Consider the following 17,853-nt stretch of genomic DNA (forward strand, 5'->3'; position numbering starts at 1 on the left):
CGGTTTCGAACATACAGGCGATTAGTGTCGAACACACGAGCGAGAGCTAGTTGACCGGAGGAACGAAGATGACAGTCATCCACACGCCTGCGCCGCGTATCAGCAGTCTTCGGCGCCCGATCAATGGACCCGTCCAGGGTGCTCGCTACGGACGGGACGGGCTGGCCCGGTCCCGCCGGCCCGCGCCATCGCGGCCGACGAGTGCGGCCACGCGCTACTACGGCACCGGGGTGGCAATGTCCGTCGCTCCGCACCGCAGGCGCGCCACCACCTGGGCGTCGACCATCGGACTGGCGCTGGCCGCCGGGGCGATCACCCTGTGGCTGGGTCTCGTCGCAAATGTCGGCCAGGTGCTCAACGGCGACTCCACGAACTCGGCGGCCAACGTTCCCGACCGGCTCGCCGTCGTCCGCGTCGATGCGGGGGAGTCGCTTCAGGACTTCGCGCACCGGGTGGCGCCCGACGCGCCGACCACCCAGGTCGCCGACCGCATCCGCGAACTCAACGATCTACACTCGCCCAATTTGATGGCGGGCCAGACCCTGATCGCTCCGGTCGGTTGAGCAGCGTTGTGCGATAACGGCTCCGGACTGACAATTCCCGGACGCCAGTGCCGAGTCCGCACGCCGGCGGCTCCATTAGCAGTGCAGGTCAGCGCGCGGGTACGCTCAAAGTCCTGCAGTACCTTGTCGGCGCGATGAAGGAGCGGTCATGCACTGTCCGTTCTGTCGCCATCCCGATTCGCGCGTGATCGATTCGCGCGAAACCGATGAAGGGCAGGCGATCCGGCGCCGCCGATCCTGTCCCGAATGCGGACGACGTTTCACCACCGTGGAGACCGCGGTCCTCGCAGTGGTCAAGCGCAGCGGCGTCACCGAACCGTTCAGCAGGGAGAAGGTCATCAGCGGCGTCCGCCGGGCCTGCCAGGGGCGCCAGGTGGATGACGATGCGCTGAACCTGCTGGCCCAGCAGGTCGAAGACACCGTGCGCGCCGCGGCCTCGCCGGAGATTCCCAGTCACGAGGTCGGCTTGGCCATTCTGGGGCCGCTGCGCGACCTGGACGAGGTGGCATACCTACGGTTCGCCTCCGTCTATCGGTCCTTCGAGTCCGCGGACGATTTCGAACGCGAGATCCAAGCGCTACGCGATCACCGCGGAGTAACAACCCCAGGCTGAGGATCGCAGCTTCCTCCGAATTGCCCGGCTCCTCAGCGGGCTAGGCTCGGCTTCATGCCCACTGACTTGCATCCCGACCTTGCGGCGCTGGCCCCGCTCCTTGGGACCTGGGCCGGCCAGGGTGCGGGTAAGTACCCGACGATCCCGCCCTTCGACTATCTCGAAGAAGTCGTGTTCGCCCATGTCGGTAAGCCGTTTCTGGCCTACGGGCAGAAAACCAAGGCGGTAGCCGACGGCAAGCCGTTGCATGCCGAAACCGGTTATCTTCGCGTGCCACAACCGGGGCGCGTCGAACTGGTCCTGGCGCATCCCAGCGGAATCACCGAAATCGAGGTCGGCACCTATTCGGTCAGCGGTGACCTCATCGAAATGCAGATGTCGACCACGGCGGTCGGGTTGACGCCCAGCGCCAAAGAGGTGACCGCGCTTGGCCGTTCGTTTCGCATCGACGGCGACGAGCTCTCTTACACGGTGCAGATGGGTGCGGTCGGGCAACCGCTGCAGGACCACCTCGACGCGGTCCTACACCGGCAGCGCTGAGCCCTCACTCATCGGCCGTCGTCAGTCGAGGTGTCGCACACCGCCATTGACGACCCGCCCTGCCACCCCGACCCAGCCCTCGGCACTCCACGTCGTGTCGATGACGGAGCCCTTGCCCTGGGTGATCCGCAGGCTCTGGCTCAGGTAATCGGTGATCCGCATCGCCGCCGAACCGGTCGCCTCGTCCTCGACCACACCGAGGTTTGCGGCGAACATGCGCGCCCGCAGCGACCCGGCCGCCCGGTCGGTCCAGGCCCACAGGTAGTGCGCGGTGTCGTCGGGATAGTCCGCCGGATCGGCGGCGAGAACCTCGTCGGTCGAAGTGAACTCGTGCAGGGCGAAGTCGGGCGCCCATTCCGCGCGAGCGCTTATGCTGGCGCGGTCGTCGTCGTAACCCACCTGCACAATCCCGGCCCGCACCTGCAGCGTCTTGATCGGCGAACCGTTCTCGCGCAGCCACCATGTCGCGCCGACAGTCGGGTGCGCGGCGAACGGCAGCTCGGTTCGCGGCGTGTAGATGGTGGCGTGCGCGCTGGTGGAGCCGGGGGCCGGGAGGTCAACGAAAATCGTCTCGCTGTAGCCCAATTGGGTTGCCAGCCGCTGTCGGTGCGCTAGCTCGACCTGGCCGGCATCCACCACGCCCAGCGGATTACCGAAGTTGCCGTCCGAATCGGTGAACACCCGTAACACCGTCACGCCGATCCCCATGGGCCGACTGTACGGCGCCGCGCCGGACCGCATCGCTCGAGGTGATCAGGTGGCGCTGCGTTCGTCGGAACCCATGGCGTTCAGCACGGCGACGCGAGTGGGAGCGGGGCCCGAGACGGCCTGCTCGCCGCCGCCGGTGCGCAGCAGTTCGCGAAGGCTGGCCTGGTCGTATTCGGCGGGGTCGGTGGAATCGATGAAGCGCTCGACGACGTCGATGAAGCGGGCTGGGTCGTCGTGAAAGGGGAAGTGGCCGGAGCCTTCGAAGATTTCGAGACGGGAGCCGGGCATCGCGGCATGCGCCATCCAAGCGTGCCGAACCGGAACCACCACATCCTTTGTGCCCCAGATGATCTGCACCGGGATGGCTTCGGTCAAATAACATCGGTCGAGCATGGTGACGATCTGCCCCCGCCAATCCACCACCGCGCGCAGCGTCCGGCTGAACGCCGCGGACGCCGTCGGTTCGGGCAGGTCGTCGAGGATGCGCAGCACGTTGGGCAGATCGCGGCCCAGCCCGCTGCTGCCCAGCGCCATGCCCAGGACGCGTCCCATGACCTGAACCGCCGGCAGCACCAGCGGCAACCGCAGCAGGGCGATCGCCTCGCTGCCCATCGGCAGCGAGGCCCAGCGCAGGACGAAGTTGACGTCCTTGGTCACGCCGCCGGCCCCGACCAGGATCAGCCGTTCCACCAAATGCGGGAATTGGTAGGCGAATTGCATAGCCACACCGCCACCCAGCGAGTGACCGACGATGGTGACCCGCTCGATGTCGAGCACGCTGAGCAGGTCACGCATCCCGTTTGCATACGCCGCGATCGAGTAGTCGGCGCGCGGCTTGTCGGATTGCCCGTGGCCGAGCAGATCCGGGGCGATCACCGTGAAACGCTGGGCGAGCTTGGCCTGCACGGTATTCCAGGTGGTGGAATTGTCGCCGATGCCGTGGATCAACAGAATCGCCGGCCCGGATCCGGCGATACGATAGGCCCGCCTGTAACCGTGGATGGTGCGGAACTCGAGTTTGGGTGCGGTCACCTCACGCACCGGGCGGAGCGTGGGATTGCGCTTCCGCTCGGTCATATCGCCAACCTTGGTGTCGGGCCGGGCTAAGGGCGGTCTGGCTGGGGCGTCAAAACGAAATGGGTCAGGCTTTATCGTCGTCGTCGTACTTCTTCTCCGCCTGCTGGGCCAGAAATCGCTCAAACTCTGCGCCCAGCTCATCGCCGCTAGGCAGATCCTCGTCGCGAGCTAGTAACGATCTGTTCTCCTGAGCGTCGATGAAGGCATCGTACTGGCGCTCCAGCGCGGCCACCACTTGAGCGACCTCGGCGCTCGCTTCCACCTGCTCGTCGATCTTGGCCCGAATCACCTCGGCCGCTTCGGTTAACGCGGTCAGCGGTAGTTCCAGTGACGCGGTCTTGGCGACCTGATCGAGCAACGCCTGCGCGGCGGCCGGGTAATCGGTCTGCGTGAGGTAATGGGGGACGTGCACGGTGTAGCCGATGACCTCGTGACCGTGCTGGCCCATCCGGTATTCCAGCAGGTTGGACGCGCTGCCCGGCACCTGGATCTCGGAGATCCACGGCTGGAAGTTGGCGATCAACTCCGGGTTGTTCGAGTGTGCCGTCATAGTGGTCGGCCGGGTGTGCGGTACCGCCATCGGGACCGTCCCCAGGCCGATGGTCTGGCGCACGCCGAGGCGTTCGGCCAACAGCCGCACCGCGGTGATGAACCGCTCCCACTTGAGATCCGGTTCCATGCCGGCCAGCAACAGGAACGGCGTGCCGATCGTGTCGCGCATCGCGTACAGGCTCAGCTCGGGATCCTCGTAGTGGGTGAAGTGATCGGTCTTGAACGTCATCAGTGGCCGCCGCGAGCGGTAGTCCAGCAGTTCGTCGATCGCGAAGGATGCGACCAGCTCGGTGTCCAGCACCGCCTTGAGATGCGCGGCCGCCAGCTTGATGGCATGACCGGCGTCGGAAAAACCTTCCAGGGCATGCACCAGCACGGGGCCGCGGCCGTCGGACGTCGACAACTGCGGCGCCGGCAACTCGAGCTCGTACATGCCAGCCTGCCCTGGCTGGTACTGATCACCTGGGTCCTGATGGTGAGCCATCTCCGATCGCCTCCTCTCCAGGGTCTCTTCAGGGTGCCTTACCAAGTGTCCCCCGAATCAGGCGGCACCAACATCTATCAGCGAACTTCGCGTTCACGCTGTTAGCTGGAACGGGATAATTCTCACTTGTAATCCGCAAACGACATCTCGGGGGTCGCCCGCGGATGCGCCCCGGCAACCCCTTGACGCACCGCGATGTGTGGGAGTCGGCTTGCCGCCCACCGGTCAGGCATGATGAAGGCGATGCGAATTCGGATGCTGATGCTCTGCTCGGTGGTGGGGGTGGCGACGTCGCTGACGTCGTGTCACCGTCCGGTCGAGCATGTTTCGGGTGCTCCGGTGTCCGCCCCGCGCGTCGGCGGCCCGGTGCAGCGGCTCAGCCAGCCCGAGCAGAAGGCCATCGCGGGTCCGGTCGAGCCGGATCGGCGCATCGGGGCTATTTTCATCGACGGTGGCCCGCTGCACGTGTGCACCGGTTCGGTGGTGCATTCGACGGGCGGCAACCTGATCATGACCGCCGCGCACTGCCTGGCCGGAGCCTCGCTGATCACCTTCGTTCCCGGTTTCGCCGGTGGCGCCGCACCCGGTCCCGCCGACGTATGGAAGGCCGACGCGGTCTACCTCGATCCACGCTGGACGGCCAGCAAGGACCCGCACGCCGACTACGCCATCGCGCGGGTCAGCAACGAGGCCGGCGCTCCCGTCGAGTCCCGGGCCGGCCTGTCGCTGACGCTGGGCGAGACGCCTCCGCCGGGCAGCCGCGTCACCGTGCTGGGATATCCGGCCGGCGTGGGGGGTTCGCCCATTGGATGTCAGGCCAGCACGTCAGTCACCGACACCGGGTTCCCGGCCTTGGCCTGTGAGGGGCTGGTGGACGGCACCAGTGGTGCGCCCTGGGTCAGCGGCACCACGCTCATCGGGGTGATCGGCGGTCTCGAGCGGGGCGGTTGCGCCGCGAACATGTCGTACTCCGCGCCGTTCGACGCGCAAACCGCGGAGCTACTGGCCCGCGCCGAGGCCGGCGGGCCCGGCGATCCGATTCCGAACGACCTGCAGGATGCCTGTTAGTGGCGATCGCCAGCGCGGGGGAGCCGGGCGCAGCGGGTCGCCACCATCGGGTTAGTGGCGGAACTGGTTGAGCGCCCGAACCTTATTCATCACGTCGAGCGCTGCCACCTTGTAGGCCTCGGAGAATGTGGGGTAGTTGAACACCGCGTCCACCAGGTACTCCACGCTGCCGCCGCACCCCATCACAGCCTGCCCGATGTGCACCATCTCGGTGGCGCTGGTGCCGAAGATGTGCACGCCGAGCACCTTGAGGTCCTGGGTAGACACCAGCAGTTTGAGCATCCCGTAGGAGTCGCCGGCGATCTGGCCGCGGGCCAGCTCCCGGTACCTGGCCACGCCGACCTCGTAGGGGACTGAGTTCTTCGTCAGCTCCACCTCGGTGGCGCCGACGTAGGAGGCCTCGGGGATGGAGTAGATGCCGATGGGTTGCAGCTCGGTGATGCCGTCGGACGCCTCCCCGAACGCGTGGTAGGCGGCCAGGCGTCCCTGTTCCATCGACGTCGCGGCCAACGCGGGGAAGCCGATCACGTCGCCGACGGCATAGATGTGCGGCACCTTGGTCTGGAAGTTGTCGTCGACAAAAATCCGCCCTCGGTTGTCGGACTCCAGCTCGGCGTTCTGCAGATCGAGATGATCGGTCTGGCCTTGCCGCCCGGCCGAATACATCACCGTCTCCGCGGGAATCTGTTTGCCGCTGGCCAGGGTGGTCACGGTGCCCGCCGATCCGACGTCGACCGCGGTCACCTCCTCACCGAACCGGAACGTCACCGCCAGGTCGCGCAGGTGGAACTTCAGCGCCTCGACGACCTCCGGGTCGCAGAAGTCCAGCATGTCGTCGCGCTTCTCCACGACCGTGACCTTGGTGCCCAGTGCGGCGAACATCGAGGCGTACTCGATGCCGATCACGCCGGCCCCGACCACCACCATCGAGGTGGGCAGCGACTTGAGATCGAGGATCCCGTCGGAGTCGAGTACCCGGTGTTCGTCGAACTCGACGCCGGAGGGCCGCGCCGGCCGGGTGCCGGTGGCGATGACGATGTATTTGCCAGTGATGGTGATCTTTTCGCGCCGCGACGGGTCCTCGACCTCGATGGTGTGCGGGTCGACGAAACGCCCGTGGCCGATCAGCAGGTCGATGCGGTTGCGCATCAGCTGGTTGCGCACCACGTCGACTTCCTTGCCGATCACGTGCTGGGTACGGGCGAGCAGATCGGCCGGGGTGATCTTCTCCTTAACGCGATAGCTCGCGCCGTAGAGTTCGCGCTGGCTCATCCCGGTGAGGTACAGGACCGCCTCGCGCAACGTCTTCGACGGGATGGTGCCGGTCTGGACGCACACACCGCCGAGCATTTGGCCGCGTTCGACGACGGCGACCGACTTACCGAGCTTGGCCGACGCGATGGCGGCCTTCTGTCCGCCGGGCCCGGACCCGATGACCACCATGTCGTACTCTTGCGCCGAACTCATGGCTTAAACAGTAAGGCAGCACAACGCACAGTGCTGGGTTCATCCACAGGTCCGCTGCCGGGCCCGCGCACGTGCGCACCGGTTGACGGTGGCGGCCGTCAGCGTGGGTGCTCATGACGACGCATCGAGCAGACTTCGAACTTTCCCGCCCCGGCGCACTCATCGCCGCGCTGCCGGCCGTTCTCGGCTTCGTTCCCGAAAATTCATTGATATTAGTGTCTTTGGGCGACGGGAGACTCGGCTCGGTGATGCGCGTCGACCTCTCCGAGGAGCTTGTCGATCGGGCGGAGCACCTGGCGGAGGTCGCCGCCGCTGCGGCCCCCGAGGCCGTGATCGCGGTGATCGTCGACGCGGACGGGGCCTACTGTCCAAGTTGCAACGAGGAATACCGGCGGCTGTCGACGGCGCTCGCGGAAGCCTTGTCCCAGCACAACATTGAGCTGTGGGCCACGCATCTGGTCGACCAGGTGGCCCTGGGCGGCCGCTGGCATTGCGCCGAGGGCTGCGGGTCGAGCGGCCTGGTCGACGATCCCGCGGCCTCCCCGCTGGCGGCCGCGGCGGTGCTGGAAGGCAGACGGCTCTATCCGCGTCGTGCCGACCTGCAGGCGGTCATCGCGCCCGACGACCCTGCGCGCAGCGACGCTCTGGCCGACGCGGTCAGGCGGCAGGCCGCCCGGCGCCGGGCGGCGCATCGTGCGCACCCGGTCCGCTGCACCCGCGCCGACGTGGAGACGGCCATGTCCGCCGCCGCCCGGGTCGCGGCCGGGGAATCGCTGTCCGACACGGAGTTGGCGACGCTGGGCTGTGCACTGAGCGACGCGCAGGTGCGCGACATGCTGTACGCCCTTGCGGTCGGGGAGAGCGCCGGCGAAGTCGAATCGCTGTGGGCGCTGCTGGCGCGCACGTTGCCCTCGCCGTGGCGGGTCGAGGCGCTGGTGCTGATCGCGTTCAGCGCGTATACCCGCGGCGACGGACCGCTCGCCGGGGTGTCGCTGCAGGAGGCGCTGCGCTGTGAGCCCGACCATCGGATGGCCGGCATGCTGGACACCGCTTTGCAATCGGGCCTACGGCCCGAGGACGTCAGGGACCTGGCGCTGACCGGCTACCGCCTGGCCAGGCGGTTCGGCGTGCAGCTACCGCCGCGCCGGCCGTTCGGCCGCAGGGCGGGATAGGTGGGCAAGAACAGCGCGGGTTAGACCTTCTCGACCTTGACCGCGTGCGCCATCTCGTGCGGCAGGGTGACGTTCTCGTGGCCAGGAATGACGATGGTCACCCCGGCGGAGCTGGTCTCGACGGTGACGCGGGCGTTGGGGACGACGCCGGCGTCCTTCAGTCGTGAGATCAGGTCGATGTCGCCCTGGACATGTTCGGTCAGCTGGCGCACCACCACGGCCACGGGCGCACCCGCGGGCAACTCGGTCAGCCGGACCAGGGGACCGTCCTCGGACCAGGACTCGGGGCCCACGCCCAGGTCCAGCAGCCCGGGGATCGGGTTGCCGAAGGGCGAGGTGGTCGGGTTGTTGAGCACCTTCATCAGGCGCCGCTCGACGTCCTCGCTCATCACGTGCTCCCAGCGGCACGCCTCGGCGTGCACCTCTTCCCAGGGCAACCCGATGACGTCGACCAGCAATCGTTCGGCGAGGCGGTGCTTGCGCATCACGGAAATGGCCAGCGCGCGGCCCTTGTCGGTGAGCTCGAGGTGGCGGTCACCGGCCACGTGAAGTAAGCCGTCCCGCTCCATGCGCGACACGGTTTGGCTGACAGTCGGCCCGCTCTGATCGAGGCGTTCGGCGATGCGGGCACGCAGCGGCGTCACGCCCTCTTCTTCGAGGTCGTAAATGGTCCGCAGGTACATCTCGGTGGTGTCAACCAGGTCGTTCATTCAGCACCCTCCGTCGACGCTGAGTCTACTTGGCCAGCTGCGCGAATGGTTGTAACGCCTCCCAGGCAAGCAGTATGCCCGCCGCTGACGCGGCGGGCATACTGTCTGCTACCTAGCTTGGGGTGGGGCCTTAGCTCGCGTACGACCGTAGCCTGTCGGCGCGCTCCCCGTGTCGGAGTTTCGACATTACGTCCCGCTCGATTTGGCGGACCCGCTCGCGGGACAGGCCGAACAGCTTTCCGATCTGGTCCAGCGTGCGCGGCTGCCCGTCGTCCAGGCCGAAACGCAACCGGATCACCTGGTGCTCACGCTCGTCCAGAGTGGCCAGCACGCTGCGGATGTCGGTGTGCAACAGCTCGGCGATCACCGCATTCTCGGCCGACATCGCTTCAGCGTCCTCGATGAAGTCGCCCAGCGGGGCTTCTTCTTCGGAGCCGACCGGCATGTCCAGGCTTACCGGGTCGCGGCTGTGCTCGAGCAGGTCGTTGATCTTTTCGACCGGAATGCCGGACTCGGCGGCCAGCTCCTCGTCGGTGGCCTCGCGTCCCAGGTTCTGGTGCATCTCGCGCTTGATCCGTGCCAGCTTGTTGACCTGCTCCACCAGATGAACCGGCAGCCGGATGGTGCGGCTCTGGTCGGCCATGCCGCGGGTGATGGCCTGACGGATCCACCAGGTCGCATAGGTCGAGAACTTGAATCCCTTTGTGTAGTCGAACTTTTCCATCGCGCGGATCAGCCCGAGGTTGCCCTCCTGGATCAGGTCCAGCAATGGCATACCGCGACCGGTGTATCGCTTGGCCAGCGAGACCACCAGGCGCAGGTTCGCTTCCAGCAGGTGACGGCGCGCCGCCTGACCATCGCGAACCAAGGCCTGCAGATCGCGTTTACGGTTCTCCCCAAGGCGCTTACGCGTTCCAAGCAGGTGTTCGGCATAAAGCCCGGCTTCGATGCGCTTGGCGAGTTCGACTTCACCGGCCGCATTGAGAAGTGCCGTCTTGCCGATTCCGTTCAGATATACGCGCACTAGGTCCGCTGCGGGGCTTTGAGCATCCAGATCGCCGTCAAATCTGCTTGTGCTGGCGTTCGCCATAGCGACCTCCCGTTCGGCTTTGTTCTGTCATGGTGTTCAACGACAGATCAGCTCTGAGAGTTCCCGGCGATTCCGTATCTCACACGTGTTGACGTGCAGAAATGTGCCGCAGACCTGAGAATGTCCTGAGAAGTCCGCCGTCGGCGGCACCTTCAGGGAAAACGACGGCTAGCCGTGATCGATTCCGTCGCGCGCGCCCGTCGGCCACTCCGGCTCGGGGTGTCGCGGAGCCTCGAGCGCGGGATGTTCGGCCCGGGGGAACAGGGGGGTGCGCTGGCGGGCATGGTCGAATCGGCGGGGCTCGTCGGCGCCGCGCGGCGGCCGATCGTTGGCGATCAGCACGGCCATCCAAGGCAACGGGATTGACAGCGCCACGATCGCCAGGGAGATCAGCCCGTTGTGCCACGCGCCGTAGGCGACCGCGGCCAGGATGAGCGCCGGAATCCGGAAAGCCATCAAGGTCAGGTATTTCCGCACCCGCGCACGGTGCTGCTCCTCATACGAGGTCGCGGCGGCGGTGATGAGCACTGGGCGGCTTTTGTTGCCGTCAAAGTCATCGAACCCCGGATCGGAGCCGTGCTTCATTTCTCCACTGTCCCACAACTCACCGATTCCGGCTCGGCCGGTTTCAGGGCCTGCGGGGCAGTGCACAATGTCAGGTATGCAGACCCAAACGATCGAACGCACCGAGACCGACGAACGCGTCGACGACGGGACCGGCAGCGACACACCGAAGTACTTCCACTACGTCAAGAAGGACAAGATCGCTGAGAGCGCGGTGATGGGCAACCACGTTGTCGCGCTGTGCGGCGAGGTGTTTCCCGTCACCAAGGCGGCCAAGCCGGGCTCACCGGTCTGCCCGGACTGCAAGCAGATCTACGACCGGATGAAGAAGGGCTGATCAGCCGGGCGGCTCCGCCGGCGCGACGTCGCGTTGCGCGGTGATGGGATTTGTCGTCACGGGGTTCGATAGCGTGCCAGCCGCCTTCGCCAGCCCGGGCGAACGCGACAGAAGCCAGCTGCGTAGCCGGTGGGCATGCGTCCGGGGCGCGGGGAATTCTTCCTGAATGGCGGCGTTGAGTTCGGCGCCGATCATGATCGCGAAGCCGCCGAAGAACGAGAAGAGCAAGAACGCGATGGGTGTGGAGAGCGCACCGTAGGTGTAGCCGGTGCTGGTGATCCACTGCAGGTAGATCCGCAGGCCCAAGGTGGCAATGACGAACACCGCGGTGGCCAGCGCCGCGCCGAAGATCAGGCGATGCGTCGGGAGCGGTTCCGGCAGCGACACCCGATACAAGATCACAACCCCGAACATCAAGACCAGGATCAACGCTGGGTAGTAGCCGTAGCGCAGCACGTTTGCCAGGCTGACCGGAATATGCTCACCGATCTTGCGCGGACCCAGGACGACCAATGGCGCGGTCGTAACAACGACGACCAACCCCACCACGTAGAGGAACAGCGCGAACAGACGCTGGCGCACCGGGTGGCGCAACGGCGTCTGGTCATGCGCCTCGACCACGGAGTCGACGAACGACGAGATCGCCGACGAACCCGCCCACAGCGAGATGATGAAACCCAGGGACACCACCTCGCCGCGGGCGTTGTTGGCGATGTCGCGGACGGTCGGCTCGATGATCTCGTTGACCACGCTGGGAGAAAACACGCTGTGCGCCGTCGAGATCAACTGACGCAGGATGCTGGGCAGTATGTCCGGGCCGAACAGCGGTGCCACGTAGGCCAAGGTGCCCAGCAGCCCGAGCAGCAGGGGCGGCAGTGACAACGCCGACCAAAAACCAGCCTGAGCCGACTCCGAGAAAATCGAGTCGTCCCAACTCTTAGAAAGAGTCCTCAGGCTGATTCGCCAAATGTGGTGGCGCGACGGTTTTGCGACCTGCTCGCTCATACCCGTCCAGCATTACCGAAGATTGCTCGCACCGCCCACATTGCCGATGGGCGAGTTCGGCGCGGGCTAGCTTTCGCTGATCTCCAGCACGGCGTCCAGCTCGGTCAGCTTCGCCTCGTGCTCGTTGGCATGATGCTGGCAGAAGAGAAGCTCTAGTCCTGAAGGCAGCTTGGCGCGAACACGAGCCGCAGCACCGCAGCGGTCGCAGCGGTCGGCTCGGGTCAGTTCTGGACTCGTCAGAGTTGCATTCATGGCTTCTCCGTTCTTGTACATTCACTTTCTCAGACGTATGGCGTTTTTGCCTTGTTCCCCGATCGTTATCGGGTGTGTCGTTTCTCACGACCTGGTCAGGTTTGGTTTAGGCGGTATCTAGGGTGTCCGGTTGTGACCTTCGCTCCTGACGTCCTGGTGCACCTGTGCGGAACCGAGGAGTGGGCGCGGGCCCGCCAGCGGGGCGGCATCCACCCGGACACCGCAAGCGGCGGCGACTTCATCCATCTGTCGGCGCCGGAGCAGGTGCACCTGCCGGCCAACCGTCTCTACCGCGGTCGCGGCGACCTGGTCCTGTTGCACATCGACCCGGGCCGGCTCGACGCGCCGGTGCGGTGGGAGCCGGGAGTACCAGCCGATCCGGAGTCGATGTTGTTCCCGCATCTGTACGGCCCGCTGCCGGTGGCCGCTGTGGTCCGGGTCACCGCCTATCCGCCGGCCGACGACGGCACCTTCGCGCCGATCACCGGCGGGCGGTCGACGTAGGCGTCGGCCTCGATCTCCACCAGCAGCTCGGGCGCGATCAGCGCCGAAACTTCGACCATGGTGGCTGCGGGGCGTATCGCGCCGAAAATTTGCTCGTGCACGGCTCCCACTTCGCGCCAGCGTGAGATGTCGGTGACGTAGATGCGGGTGCGCACCACGTCGGTGAGCGCGGCGCCAGCTTGGTGCAACGCAATCTCGATGCGGCGCAGAGCATCTCGTGCCTGAGCGGCGATGTCGCCGGGGGGGCCGATGCCGGTTGTTCCCGCCACTGCCACATACGGGCCAACCCGCACCGCGCGCGAATAACCGACCGCCGACTCGAAGGCGGATTCACCAGAGACCACTTTGCGGTTGGTTGACATGGGAGTCACCGTACGATGGCGGCGACGCCGGCGCAGCCGAATTCTCCGGTGGCAGCGTTTGTTTGACTACCAGCGCACGGCTGGCATCGAAACAGACTGCACGCCAACCATTCTGAAGTGACCGGCCGAATTCAGCTCAGTCGAGGTAGTCGCGCAGCACCTGGGAGCGGCTAGGGTGGCGCAGCTTCGACATCGTCTTGGACTCGATCTGGCGGATGCGCTCACGGGTTACGCCGTAAACCTGTCCGATCTCGTCCAGGGTGCGGGGCTGCCCGTCGGTGAGACCGAAACGCAGCCGTACCACGCCCGCCTCGCGCTCCGACAGCGTCTCCAGCACCGACTGCAGCTGGTCTTGGAGCAGCGTGAACGAGACCGCGTCCACGGCCACCACGGCCTCGCTGTCCTCGATGAAATCGCCCAACTGGCTGTCGCCCTCGTCGCCGATGGTCTGGTCCAACGAGATCGGCTCGCGGGCGTATTGCTGGATCTCGAGCACCTTTTCGGGCGTGATGTCCATTTCCTTGGCCAGCTCTTCGGGCGTGGGCTCGCGGCCCAGGTCCTGCAGCAGCTCGCGCTGGATACGGCCCAGCTTGTTGATCACCTCGACCATGTGCACCGGGATGCGGATGGTGCGGGCCTGGTCGGCCATGGCCCGGGTGATGGCCTGACGGATCCACCAGGTCGCGTATGTGGAGAACTTGTAACCCTTGGTGTAGTCGAACTTCTCGACCGCGCGGATCAGACCCAGGTTGCCCTCCTGGATCAGGTCCAAAAACGCCATGCCTCGGCCCGTGTAGCGCTTGGCCAGCGACACCACCAGTCGCAAGTTGGCTTCCAGCAGATGGTTCTTCGCGCGGTCGCCGTCGCGGCAGATCCACACCATGTCGCGACGCTGCGCGGCGGGCAGTTTGTCGCCGCGCTCGGTCAGCTCGGTCATCAGCTGCGTCGCGTATAGGCCGGCCTCGATCCGCTTGGCCAGCTCAACCTCTTCCTCGGCGTTGAGCAGCGCGACCTTACCGATCTGCTTGAGGTAGGCGCGAACCGAGTCTGCGGAGGCAGTCAGCTCGGCGTCCTTGCGGGCCTGCCGCAACGCCTCGGACTCGTCCTCGTCCCACACGAAATCGCCGGAGGCCTTGTCCTTTTCGCTGGGCTCGGTGATCTCCTCGTCGTCCTCTGCTGCAGCCTCGCCGGCCTTGACGGGCTTCGCGGCGGCTTCTACCTCGCCCTCGGCCTCGCCAGCCTCGGCCTCGCTCTCATCGGAGTCTTGGCCGTCGGACGCTACGTCGACCTCGAGGTCGTCGAGGCTGAGGTCGGTGTCGATGTCGAGGTCTTCGCCGGGTTCGCCCTCGAGGTCGGGTTCGTTGTCGAGTTCCTCGACGGCGCCGTCGGAATCGAGGGCATCGGGATCCGCCGGCCCGCCCTTGGCCGCTTTGGTTCCGCGCGCCGACGGCGCCTTGGCGCCGGCGCCCTTGGCCGCGGCGCGGGTCTTCTTGGGGTCGGCGGCCGCGTCGGCCTTGGACTTGGTGGACGGCGATGCTGTCTTGGCGGCCCGCTTCGCGGGCGCCGAGCCGTTGGCAGCCTTGGCCACCGGTCGCTTGGCGGGGGACGACGGAGACTTCGTGGCGGTGCGTTTCACCGGCCCATCCGTCGCCGGGCTTGCTTTCGTCGCTGCCACTTACACCCCTTCGTTTGGGCTCACTTTCGGTGGGTATTGGGCATGGTTAACCGAAAGTGTCTGCTATGTCGATGTCGGCGTTGGTATCAGCATGAGTAGTAGCACGCTGTCGGTTGGGCGTTCGCCGAGCACCATTGTAACGACAGTGCGCGGTACTACGGCTCTGCCGGGCAAAATCAGTGGGTCACGTCCGAGGTGGCGGCCATGGCCGCGCCGACGATCCCGGCGGTGTTGAGCAGGGCCGCGGCCACCACCGGGGTGCGGTTGGTCAGCAGCGGCACCCATTTATCGGCCTTGCGGCTGATTCCGCCGCCAGCGATAAACAGATCCGGCCACACGGCGTTTTCGATGCTCACCAGCACTCTGGTCACCTGCTTGGCCCACTTTTCGTAGGACCAGTCGTTCTTCTCCTTCACCGAGGACGCCGCCCGCTGTTCGGCCTCCTTGCCGCCGACCTCGAGATGGCCGAACTCGGTGTTGGGGATCAGCGTCCCGTTGTGAATCACCGCGGAGCCGATCCCGGTCCCGAAGGTCAACAACACCACCAGGCCCGACTGGCCTTTGCCCGCACCGTAATGCTCCTCGGCTAGCCCGGCCGCGTCGGCGTCGTTGAGGACGATGACGTCCTGACCGTTCAGCTCGGCGCTGATGATGTCGCGCGCGTTGGTGCCGATCCACGCCTTGTCCACGTTGGCCGCCGTCTGCACGACACCGTGCGTGACGACTCCGGGATAGGTCACTCCCAGCGGGCCGGCCCATCCGAAAGCGTTGACCACCTCAGCGATCGTCCTGGCCACCGCCGAGGGCGTCGCGGGTTGCGGGGTCAGCAGCTTGACCCGGTCGCCGATCAGCTGCCCGGTGTCCATGTCGACGATGCCGCCCTTGATGCCGCTGCCGCCGACGTCGATGCCGAATCCGCGACGCTGTGGCCTGCCGTCGCCGGCAGCGGTGCCCGGCGTATCCGTGATCGAGCCGGTGCTGGTCATCGAATCTCCTCGGCGTGACTGGGCTGTCCGCTCACCTTAGCGCCGCGACGCTGCGGCCCGTGGCGTCTGCGCGACCGCGGCGACTGTGATCCGATAGACCGGTGACCCCTTCCGATGACGAGCTCGTGCGGCTGCGCTCCGTCGCCGAAACCTTGGCCGCGGAGGCCGCCGCGTTCGTGAGGCGTCGGCGGGCAGAGGTTTTCGGCACCGACCCGGGCAGTGATGACAGTGGCGCCGTGCGATCGAAGAGCACCCCGACCGATCCGGTGACCGTCGTCGACACGGAAACGGAACGGCTGTTGCGCGACCGGCTGGCCGAATTACGGCCTGGGGACCCCATTCTCGGCGAGGAGGGCGGCGGGCCTGCCGATCCGTGCGGCGCGCCGGCCGGAGCGGTCACCTGGGTGCTCGATCCCATCGACGGCACAGTGAATTTCGTCTACGGCATCCCCGCCTACGCTGTGTCGGTCGGCGCACAGGTCAACGGCGAGTCGGTGGCCGGGGCGGTCGCCGACGTCGTCGGGAATCGGGTGTACTCGGCGGCGGTGGGCCTGGGTGCGCACGTCACCGACGACGAGGGGACGCAGCAACTGCAGAGCGCCGCTGTCGACGATTTGTCGATGGCGTTGCTGGGCACCGGTTTCGGCTATTCGCAGCAGCGCCGCGCGGCGCAGGCGGCGCTGCTGGCGCGCATGCTGCCGGTCGTCCGCGATGTTCGTCGCATCGGCTCGGCGGCACTAGATCTGTGCATGGTCGCCTCGGGCCGGCTCGACGCCTTCTACGAGCACGGTCTGCAGGTGTGGGATCGTGCCGCGGGTGCGCTGATCGCGGCGGAGGCGGGGGCCCGGGTGGTTCTGCCCGCGCCCGGCGTGACCGGGGCCGGCCTGGCGCTGGCCGCCGCGCCCGGAATCGCTGACGAACTGCTGGCCGTCCTGGAGCGCTTCAACGGCGTGGATCCGATTCTGGATTGACCGTCCGCGTCAGCAGCTGCTGGCGTGAATCTTGGCCAGCAGCGTGGGATCTGAGGGCTCGGTGGCGCCCGGACGCAGGGTGGCGAGCACGGCGTCGATGTCGTCGTTGTGGGCCAACGCGCTGAAGTCGGTGCCCAGGGAGAGGTCGACCGAGTCGTCGGCGCGGTTGTCGTTGAACAATTCGCTGCACGGCGCCACCAGCCACACGGCGGCCGCGGTGGCCTGCCCGGCGGTGCCGAAACGGATTTGGCCCTGACAGGTCAGTCTGGTGCCCGCGAAGAGGGGGTCGTTGGCGGCGGTCGGTTGCGCGAAGCCGAGGTCTTTCATGGCGCCCGCGACGTCGCCGGCCTGGCCGCCCCGGCCGCTGGCGTTGAGGACGCGAACTTTGGTGTCCGCGAGCTTGGCGGGCGTGACGTCCATCATGGCGCTGCGCGACACCTGCTCGCCGAGCTGGGCCGGTGCCGAGCCGACCGCCTGGGGCGGCGGATTGCACACCGCGGCCTCGTGCACCTTGGCGGGTCGCGTCAGGGCGATGATCCAGATCACGCCGGTGGCCACCGCGAGAACAGTCGCCACGACGATGGCGGGCCGGGGGTTGCGGCGCCGAAAAGGCCGACCGTGCTTGTCGAAAGCTGTACCCTCGGTGATTTGCGTGACCACAGCTGCACTCTAGCCGCACGCTAAACCCACTGTTCAGAGACGAGCGCAAGGGTAAAAATAGGGATGTGACGTAAATCACACCTCAATGGGCGGCGATACGGGCACGAATCATTTGGTGGATGCGTTCGACGCTGGTACAAAGCGATGCTTGGGTAACGAGGGCATGTGAGGGGATAGGGCAATGCCTACCGACTATGACGCTCCACGGCGCACCGAGACCGACGACGTTTCGGAGGACTCGCTGGAGGAGCTCAAAGCGCGACGGAACGAGGCGGCTTCGGCCGTCGTCGATGTCGACGAATCTGAATCCGCTGAGAACTTTGAACTGCCGGGTGCCGACCTGTCCGGTGAAGAACTGTCGGTGCGCGTAATTCCGAAGCAGGCCGACGAGTTCACCTGCTCGAGCTGTTTCCTGGTGCAACACCGCAGTCGACTGGCCAGCGAGAAGAACGGCGTGATGATCTGTACCGACTGCGCGGCCTGATCGCTGCAC

The 17,853-nt window shown here is 66.4% G+C and carries 22 protein-coding genes; 9 read left to right on the plus strand and 13 right to left on the minus strand.

All coding sequences use genetic code 11. The annotated features are described in order from the left end of the window. Positions 1-68: 68 nt before the first annotated feature. From VFW69_RS08230 to VFW69_RS08240, 3 genes are all read left to right on the plus strand, one after another. Complete coding sequence (locus tag VFW69_RS08230) at positions 69-563, plus strand: LysM peptidoglycan-binding domain-containing protein (protein ID WP_526500003.1); 495 nt, start codon at positions 69-71, stop codon at positions 561-563. Positions 564-711: 148 nt separating this feature from the next. Beyond that, positions 712-1,176: a transcriptional regulator NrdR gene (gene nrdR / locus VFW69_RS08235; RefSeq protein WP_526500005.1), complete on the plus strand. Its 465-nt coding sequence runs from the start codon at positions 712-714 to the stop codon at positions 1,174-1,176. Positions 1,177-1,230: 54 nt separating this feature from the next. Then, positions 1,231-1,716: a peroxynitrite isomerase gene (locus VFW69_RS08240; RefSeq protein WP_526500007.1), complete on the plus strand. Its 486-nt coding sequence runs from the start codon at positions 1,231-1,233 to the stop codon at positions 1,714-1,716. Between the two features lie 21 nt (positions 1,717-1,737). On the opposite strand, the gene VFW69_RS08245 is transcribed toward VFW69_RS08240, so the two are convergent. From VFW69_RS08245 to VFW69_RS08255, 3 genes are all read right to left on the minus strand, one after another. Then, positions 1,738-2,424 carry a PhzF family protein gene (locus VFW69_RS08245; protein WP_526500009.1) on the minus strand — a complete coding sequence of 229 codons (687 nt, stop codon included), beginning with the start codon at positions 2,422-2,424 and terminating at the stop codon, positions 1,738-1,740. Between the two features lie 45 nt (positions 2,425-2,469). Then, entirely contained in the window at positions 2,470-3,501 is a 1,032-nt protein-coding gene (locus VFW69_RS08250) for an alpha/beta fold hydrolase (RefSeq protein ID WP_526500011.1), read from the minus strand. Between the two features lie 64 nt (positions 3,502-3,565). Beyond that, positions 3,566-4,537, minus strand: a complete 972-nt coding sequence (locus tag VFW69_RS08255) for a proteasome assembly chaperone family protein (protein ID WP_526500013.1) — start codon at positions 4,535-4,537, stop codon at positions 3,566-3,568. Between the two features lie 231 nt (positions 4,538-4,768). On the opposite strand from VFW69_RS08255, the gene VFW69_RS08260 reads away from it, so the two are divergent. Continuing rightward, a complete protein-coding gene (locus VFW69_RS08260; RefSeq protein ID WP_526500015.1) occupies positions 4,769-5,605 on the plus strand; it encodes a trypsin-like serine peptidase in 837 nt (278 codons plus the stop codon). Positions 5,606-5,656: 51 nt separating this feature from the next. Here VFW69_RS08260 and sthA read toward each other — a convergent pair whose 3' ends face one another. After that, on the minus strand, positions 5,657-7,072 hold the full coding sequence (gene sthA / locus VFW69_RS08265; protein WP_526500017.1) for a Si-specific NAD(P)(+) transhydrogenase: 1,416 nt from the start codon (positions 7,070-7,072) through the stop codon (positions 5,657-5,659). Positions 7,073-7,185: 113 nt separating this feature from the next. On the opposite strand from sthA, the gene VFW69_RS08270 reads away from it, so the two are divergent. Next, a complete protein-coding gene (locus VFW69_RS08270) occupies positions 7,186-8,244 on the plus strand; it encodes a DUF4192 family protein (protein ID WP_526500019.1) in 1,059 nt (352 codons plus the stop codon). Between the two features lie 20 nt (positions 8,245-8,264). On the opposite strand, the gene VFW69_RS08275 is transcribed toward VFW69_RS08270, so the two are convergent. From VFW69_RS08275 to VFW69_RS08285, 3 genes are all read right to left on the minus strand, one after another. Next, positions 8,265-8,954 carry an iron-dependent transcriptional repressor DtxR gene (locus tag VFW69_RS08275; RefSeq protein WP_526500021.1) on the minus strand — a complete coding sequence of 230 codons (690 nt, stop codon included), beginning with the start codon at positions 8,952-8,954 and terminating at the stop codon, positions 8,265-8,267. A 130-nt stretch (positions 8,955-9,084) separates the two neighbouring features. Then, the gene (gene sigB / locus VFW69_RS08280; RefSeq protein ID WP_526500023.1) at positions 9,085-10,044 is read right to left on the minus strand and encodes a sigma-70 family RNA polymerase sigma factor SigB; all 960 of its coding nucleotides are present in this window, start codon (positions 10,042-10,044) and stop codon (positions 9,085-9,087) included. Between the two features lie 168 nt (positions 10,045-10,212). Further along, positions 10,213-10,629: a DUF3099 domain-containing protein gene (locus VFW69_RS08285; RefSeq protein ID WP_526500025.1), complete on the minus strand. Its 417-nt coding sequence runs from the start codon at positions 10,627-10,629 to the stop codon at positions 10,213-10,215. Between the two features lie 76 nt (positions 10,630-10,705). Here VFW69_RS08285 and VFW69_RS08290 point away from each other — a divergent pair, with 76 nt between their 5' ends. Next, positions 10,706-10,945 carry a DUF3039 domain-containing protein gene (locus VFW69_RS08290; protein WP_064879665.1) on the plus strand — a complete coding sequence of 80 codons (240 nt, stop codon included), beginning with the start codon at positions 10,706-10,708 and terminating at the stop codon, positions 10,943-10,945. Here the strand turns inward: VFW69_RS08290 and VFW69_RS08295 are convergent, their stop codons facing one another. Both VFW69_RS08295 and VFW69_RS08300 read right to left on the minus strand, forming a co-directional pair. After that, a complete protein-coding gene (locus VFW69_RS08295) occupies positions 10,946-11,950 on the minus strand; it encodes a YhjD/YihY/BrkB family envelope integrity protein (RefSeq protein WP_526500028.1) in 1,005 nt (334 codons plus the stop codon). A gap of 66 nt (positions 11,951-12,016) precedes the next feature. Beyond that, the gene (locus VFW69_RS08300; RefSeq protein WP_067346704.1) at positions 12,017-12,202 is read right to left on the minus strand and encodes a DUF7455 domain-containing protein; all 186 of its coding nucleotides are present in this window, start codon (positions 12,200-12,202) and stop codon (positions 12,017-12,019) included. A gap of 132 nt (positions 12,203-12,334) precedes the next feature. Between VFW69_RS08300 and VFW69_RS08305 the strand changes: the two genes are divergently transcribed. Continuing rightward, positions 12,335-12,706, plus strand: a complete 372-nt coding sequence (locus VFW69_RS08305; RefSeq protein WP_526500030.1) for a DUF952 domain-containing protein — start codon at positions 12,335-12,337, stop codon at positions 12,704-12,706. Here VFW69_RS08305 and VFW69_RS08310 read toward each other — a convergent pair. The 3 genes from VFW69_RS08310 to ppgK form a co-directional block, all read right to left on the minus strand. Beyond that, positions 12,649-13,068 (minus strand): RidA family protein, encoded by a 420-nt coding sequence (locus VFW69_RS08310; protein WP_526500032.1) that lies wholly within the window; start codon positions 13,066-13,068, stop codon positions 12,649-12,651. The genes VFW69_RS08305 and VFW69_RS08310 overlap by 58 nt on opposite strands. Before the next feature lie 136 nt (positions 13,069-13,204). Continuing rightward, the gene (locus tag VFW69_RS08315) at positions 13,205-14,743 is read right to left on the minus strand and encodes an RNA polymerase sigma factor (protein ID WP_526500034.1); all 1,539 of its coding nucleotides are present in this window, start codon (positions 14,741-14,743) and stop codon (positions 13,205-13,207) included. 176 nt (positions 14,744-14,919) lie between these two features. Further along, positions 14,920-15,729 (minus strand): polyphosphate--glucose phosphotransferase, encoded by an 810-nt coding sequence (ppgK, locus tag VFW69_RS08320; protein ID WP_526500036.1) that lies wholly within the window; start codon positions 15,727-15,729, stop codon positions 14,920-14,922. A 101-nt stretch (positions 15,730-15,830) separates the two neighbouring features. Between ppgK and VFW69_RS08325 the strand changes: the two genes are divergently transcribed. Next, a complete protein-coding gene (locus tag VFW69_RS08325) occupies positions 15,831-16,700 on the plus strand; it encodes an inositol monophosphatase family protein (protein WP_526500038.1) in 870 nt (289 codons plus the stop codon). Between the two features lie 9 nt (positions 16,701-16,709). On the opposite strand, the gene cei is transcribed toward VFW69_RS08325, so the two are convergent. After that, on the minus strand, positions 16,710-17,360 hold the full coding sequence (gene cei / locus VFW69_RS08330) for an envelope integrity protein Cei (protein WP_526500040.1): 651 nt from the start codon (positions 17,358-17,360) through the stop codon (positions 16,710-16,712). 181 nt (positions 17,361-17,541) lie between these two features. Here cei and VFW69_RS08335 point away from each other — a divergent pair, with 181 nt between their 5' ends. Next, positions 17,542-17,844 carry a DUF4193 domain-containing protein gene (locus VFW69_RS08335; protein ID WP_036468275.1) on the plus strand — a complete coding sequence of 101 codons (303 nt, stop codon included), beginning with the start codon at positions 17,542-17,544 and terminating at the stop codon, positions 17,842-17,844. The last annotated feature ends 9 nt before the right edge of the window (positions 17,845-17,853 follow it).

The organism is Mycobacterium sp., from assembly GCF_036273375.1.
Classification (GTDB): Bacteria; Actinomycetota; Actinomycetes; order Mycobacteriales; family Mycobacteriaceae; genus Mycobacterium.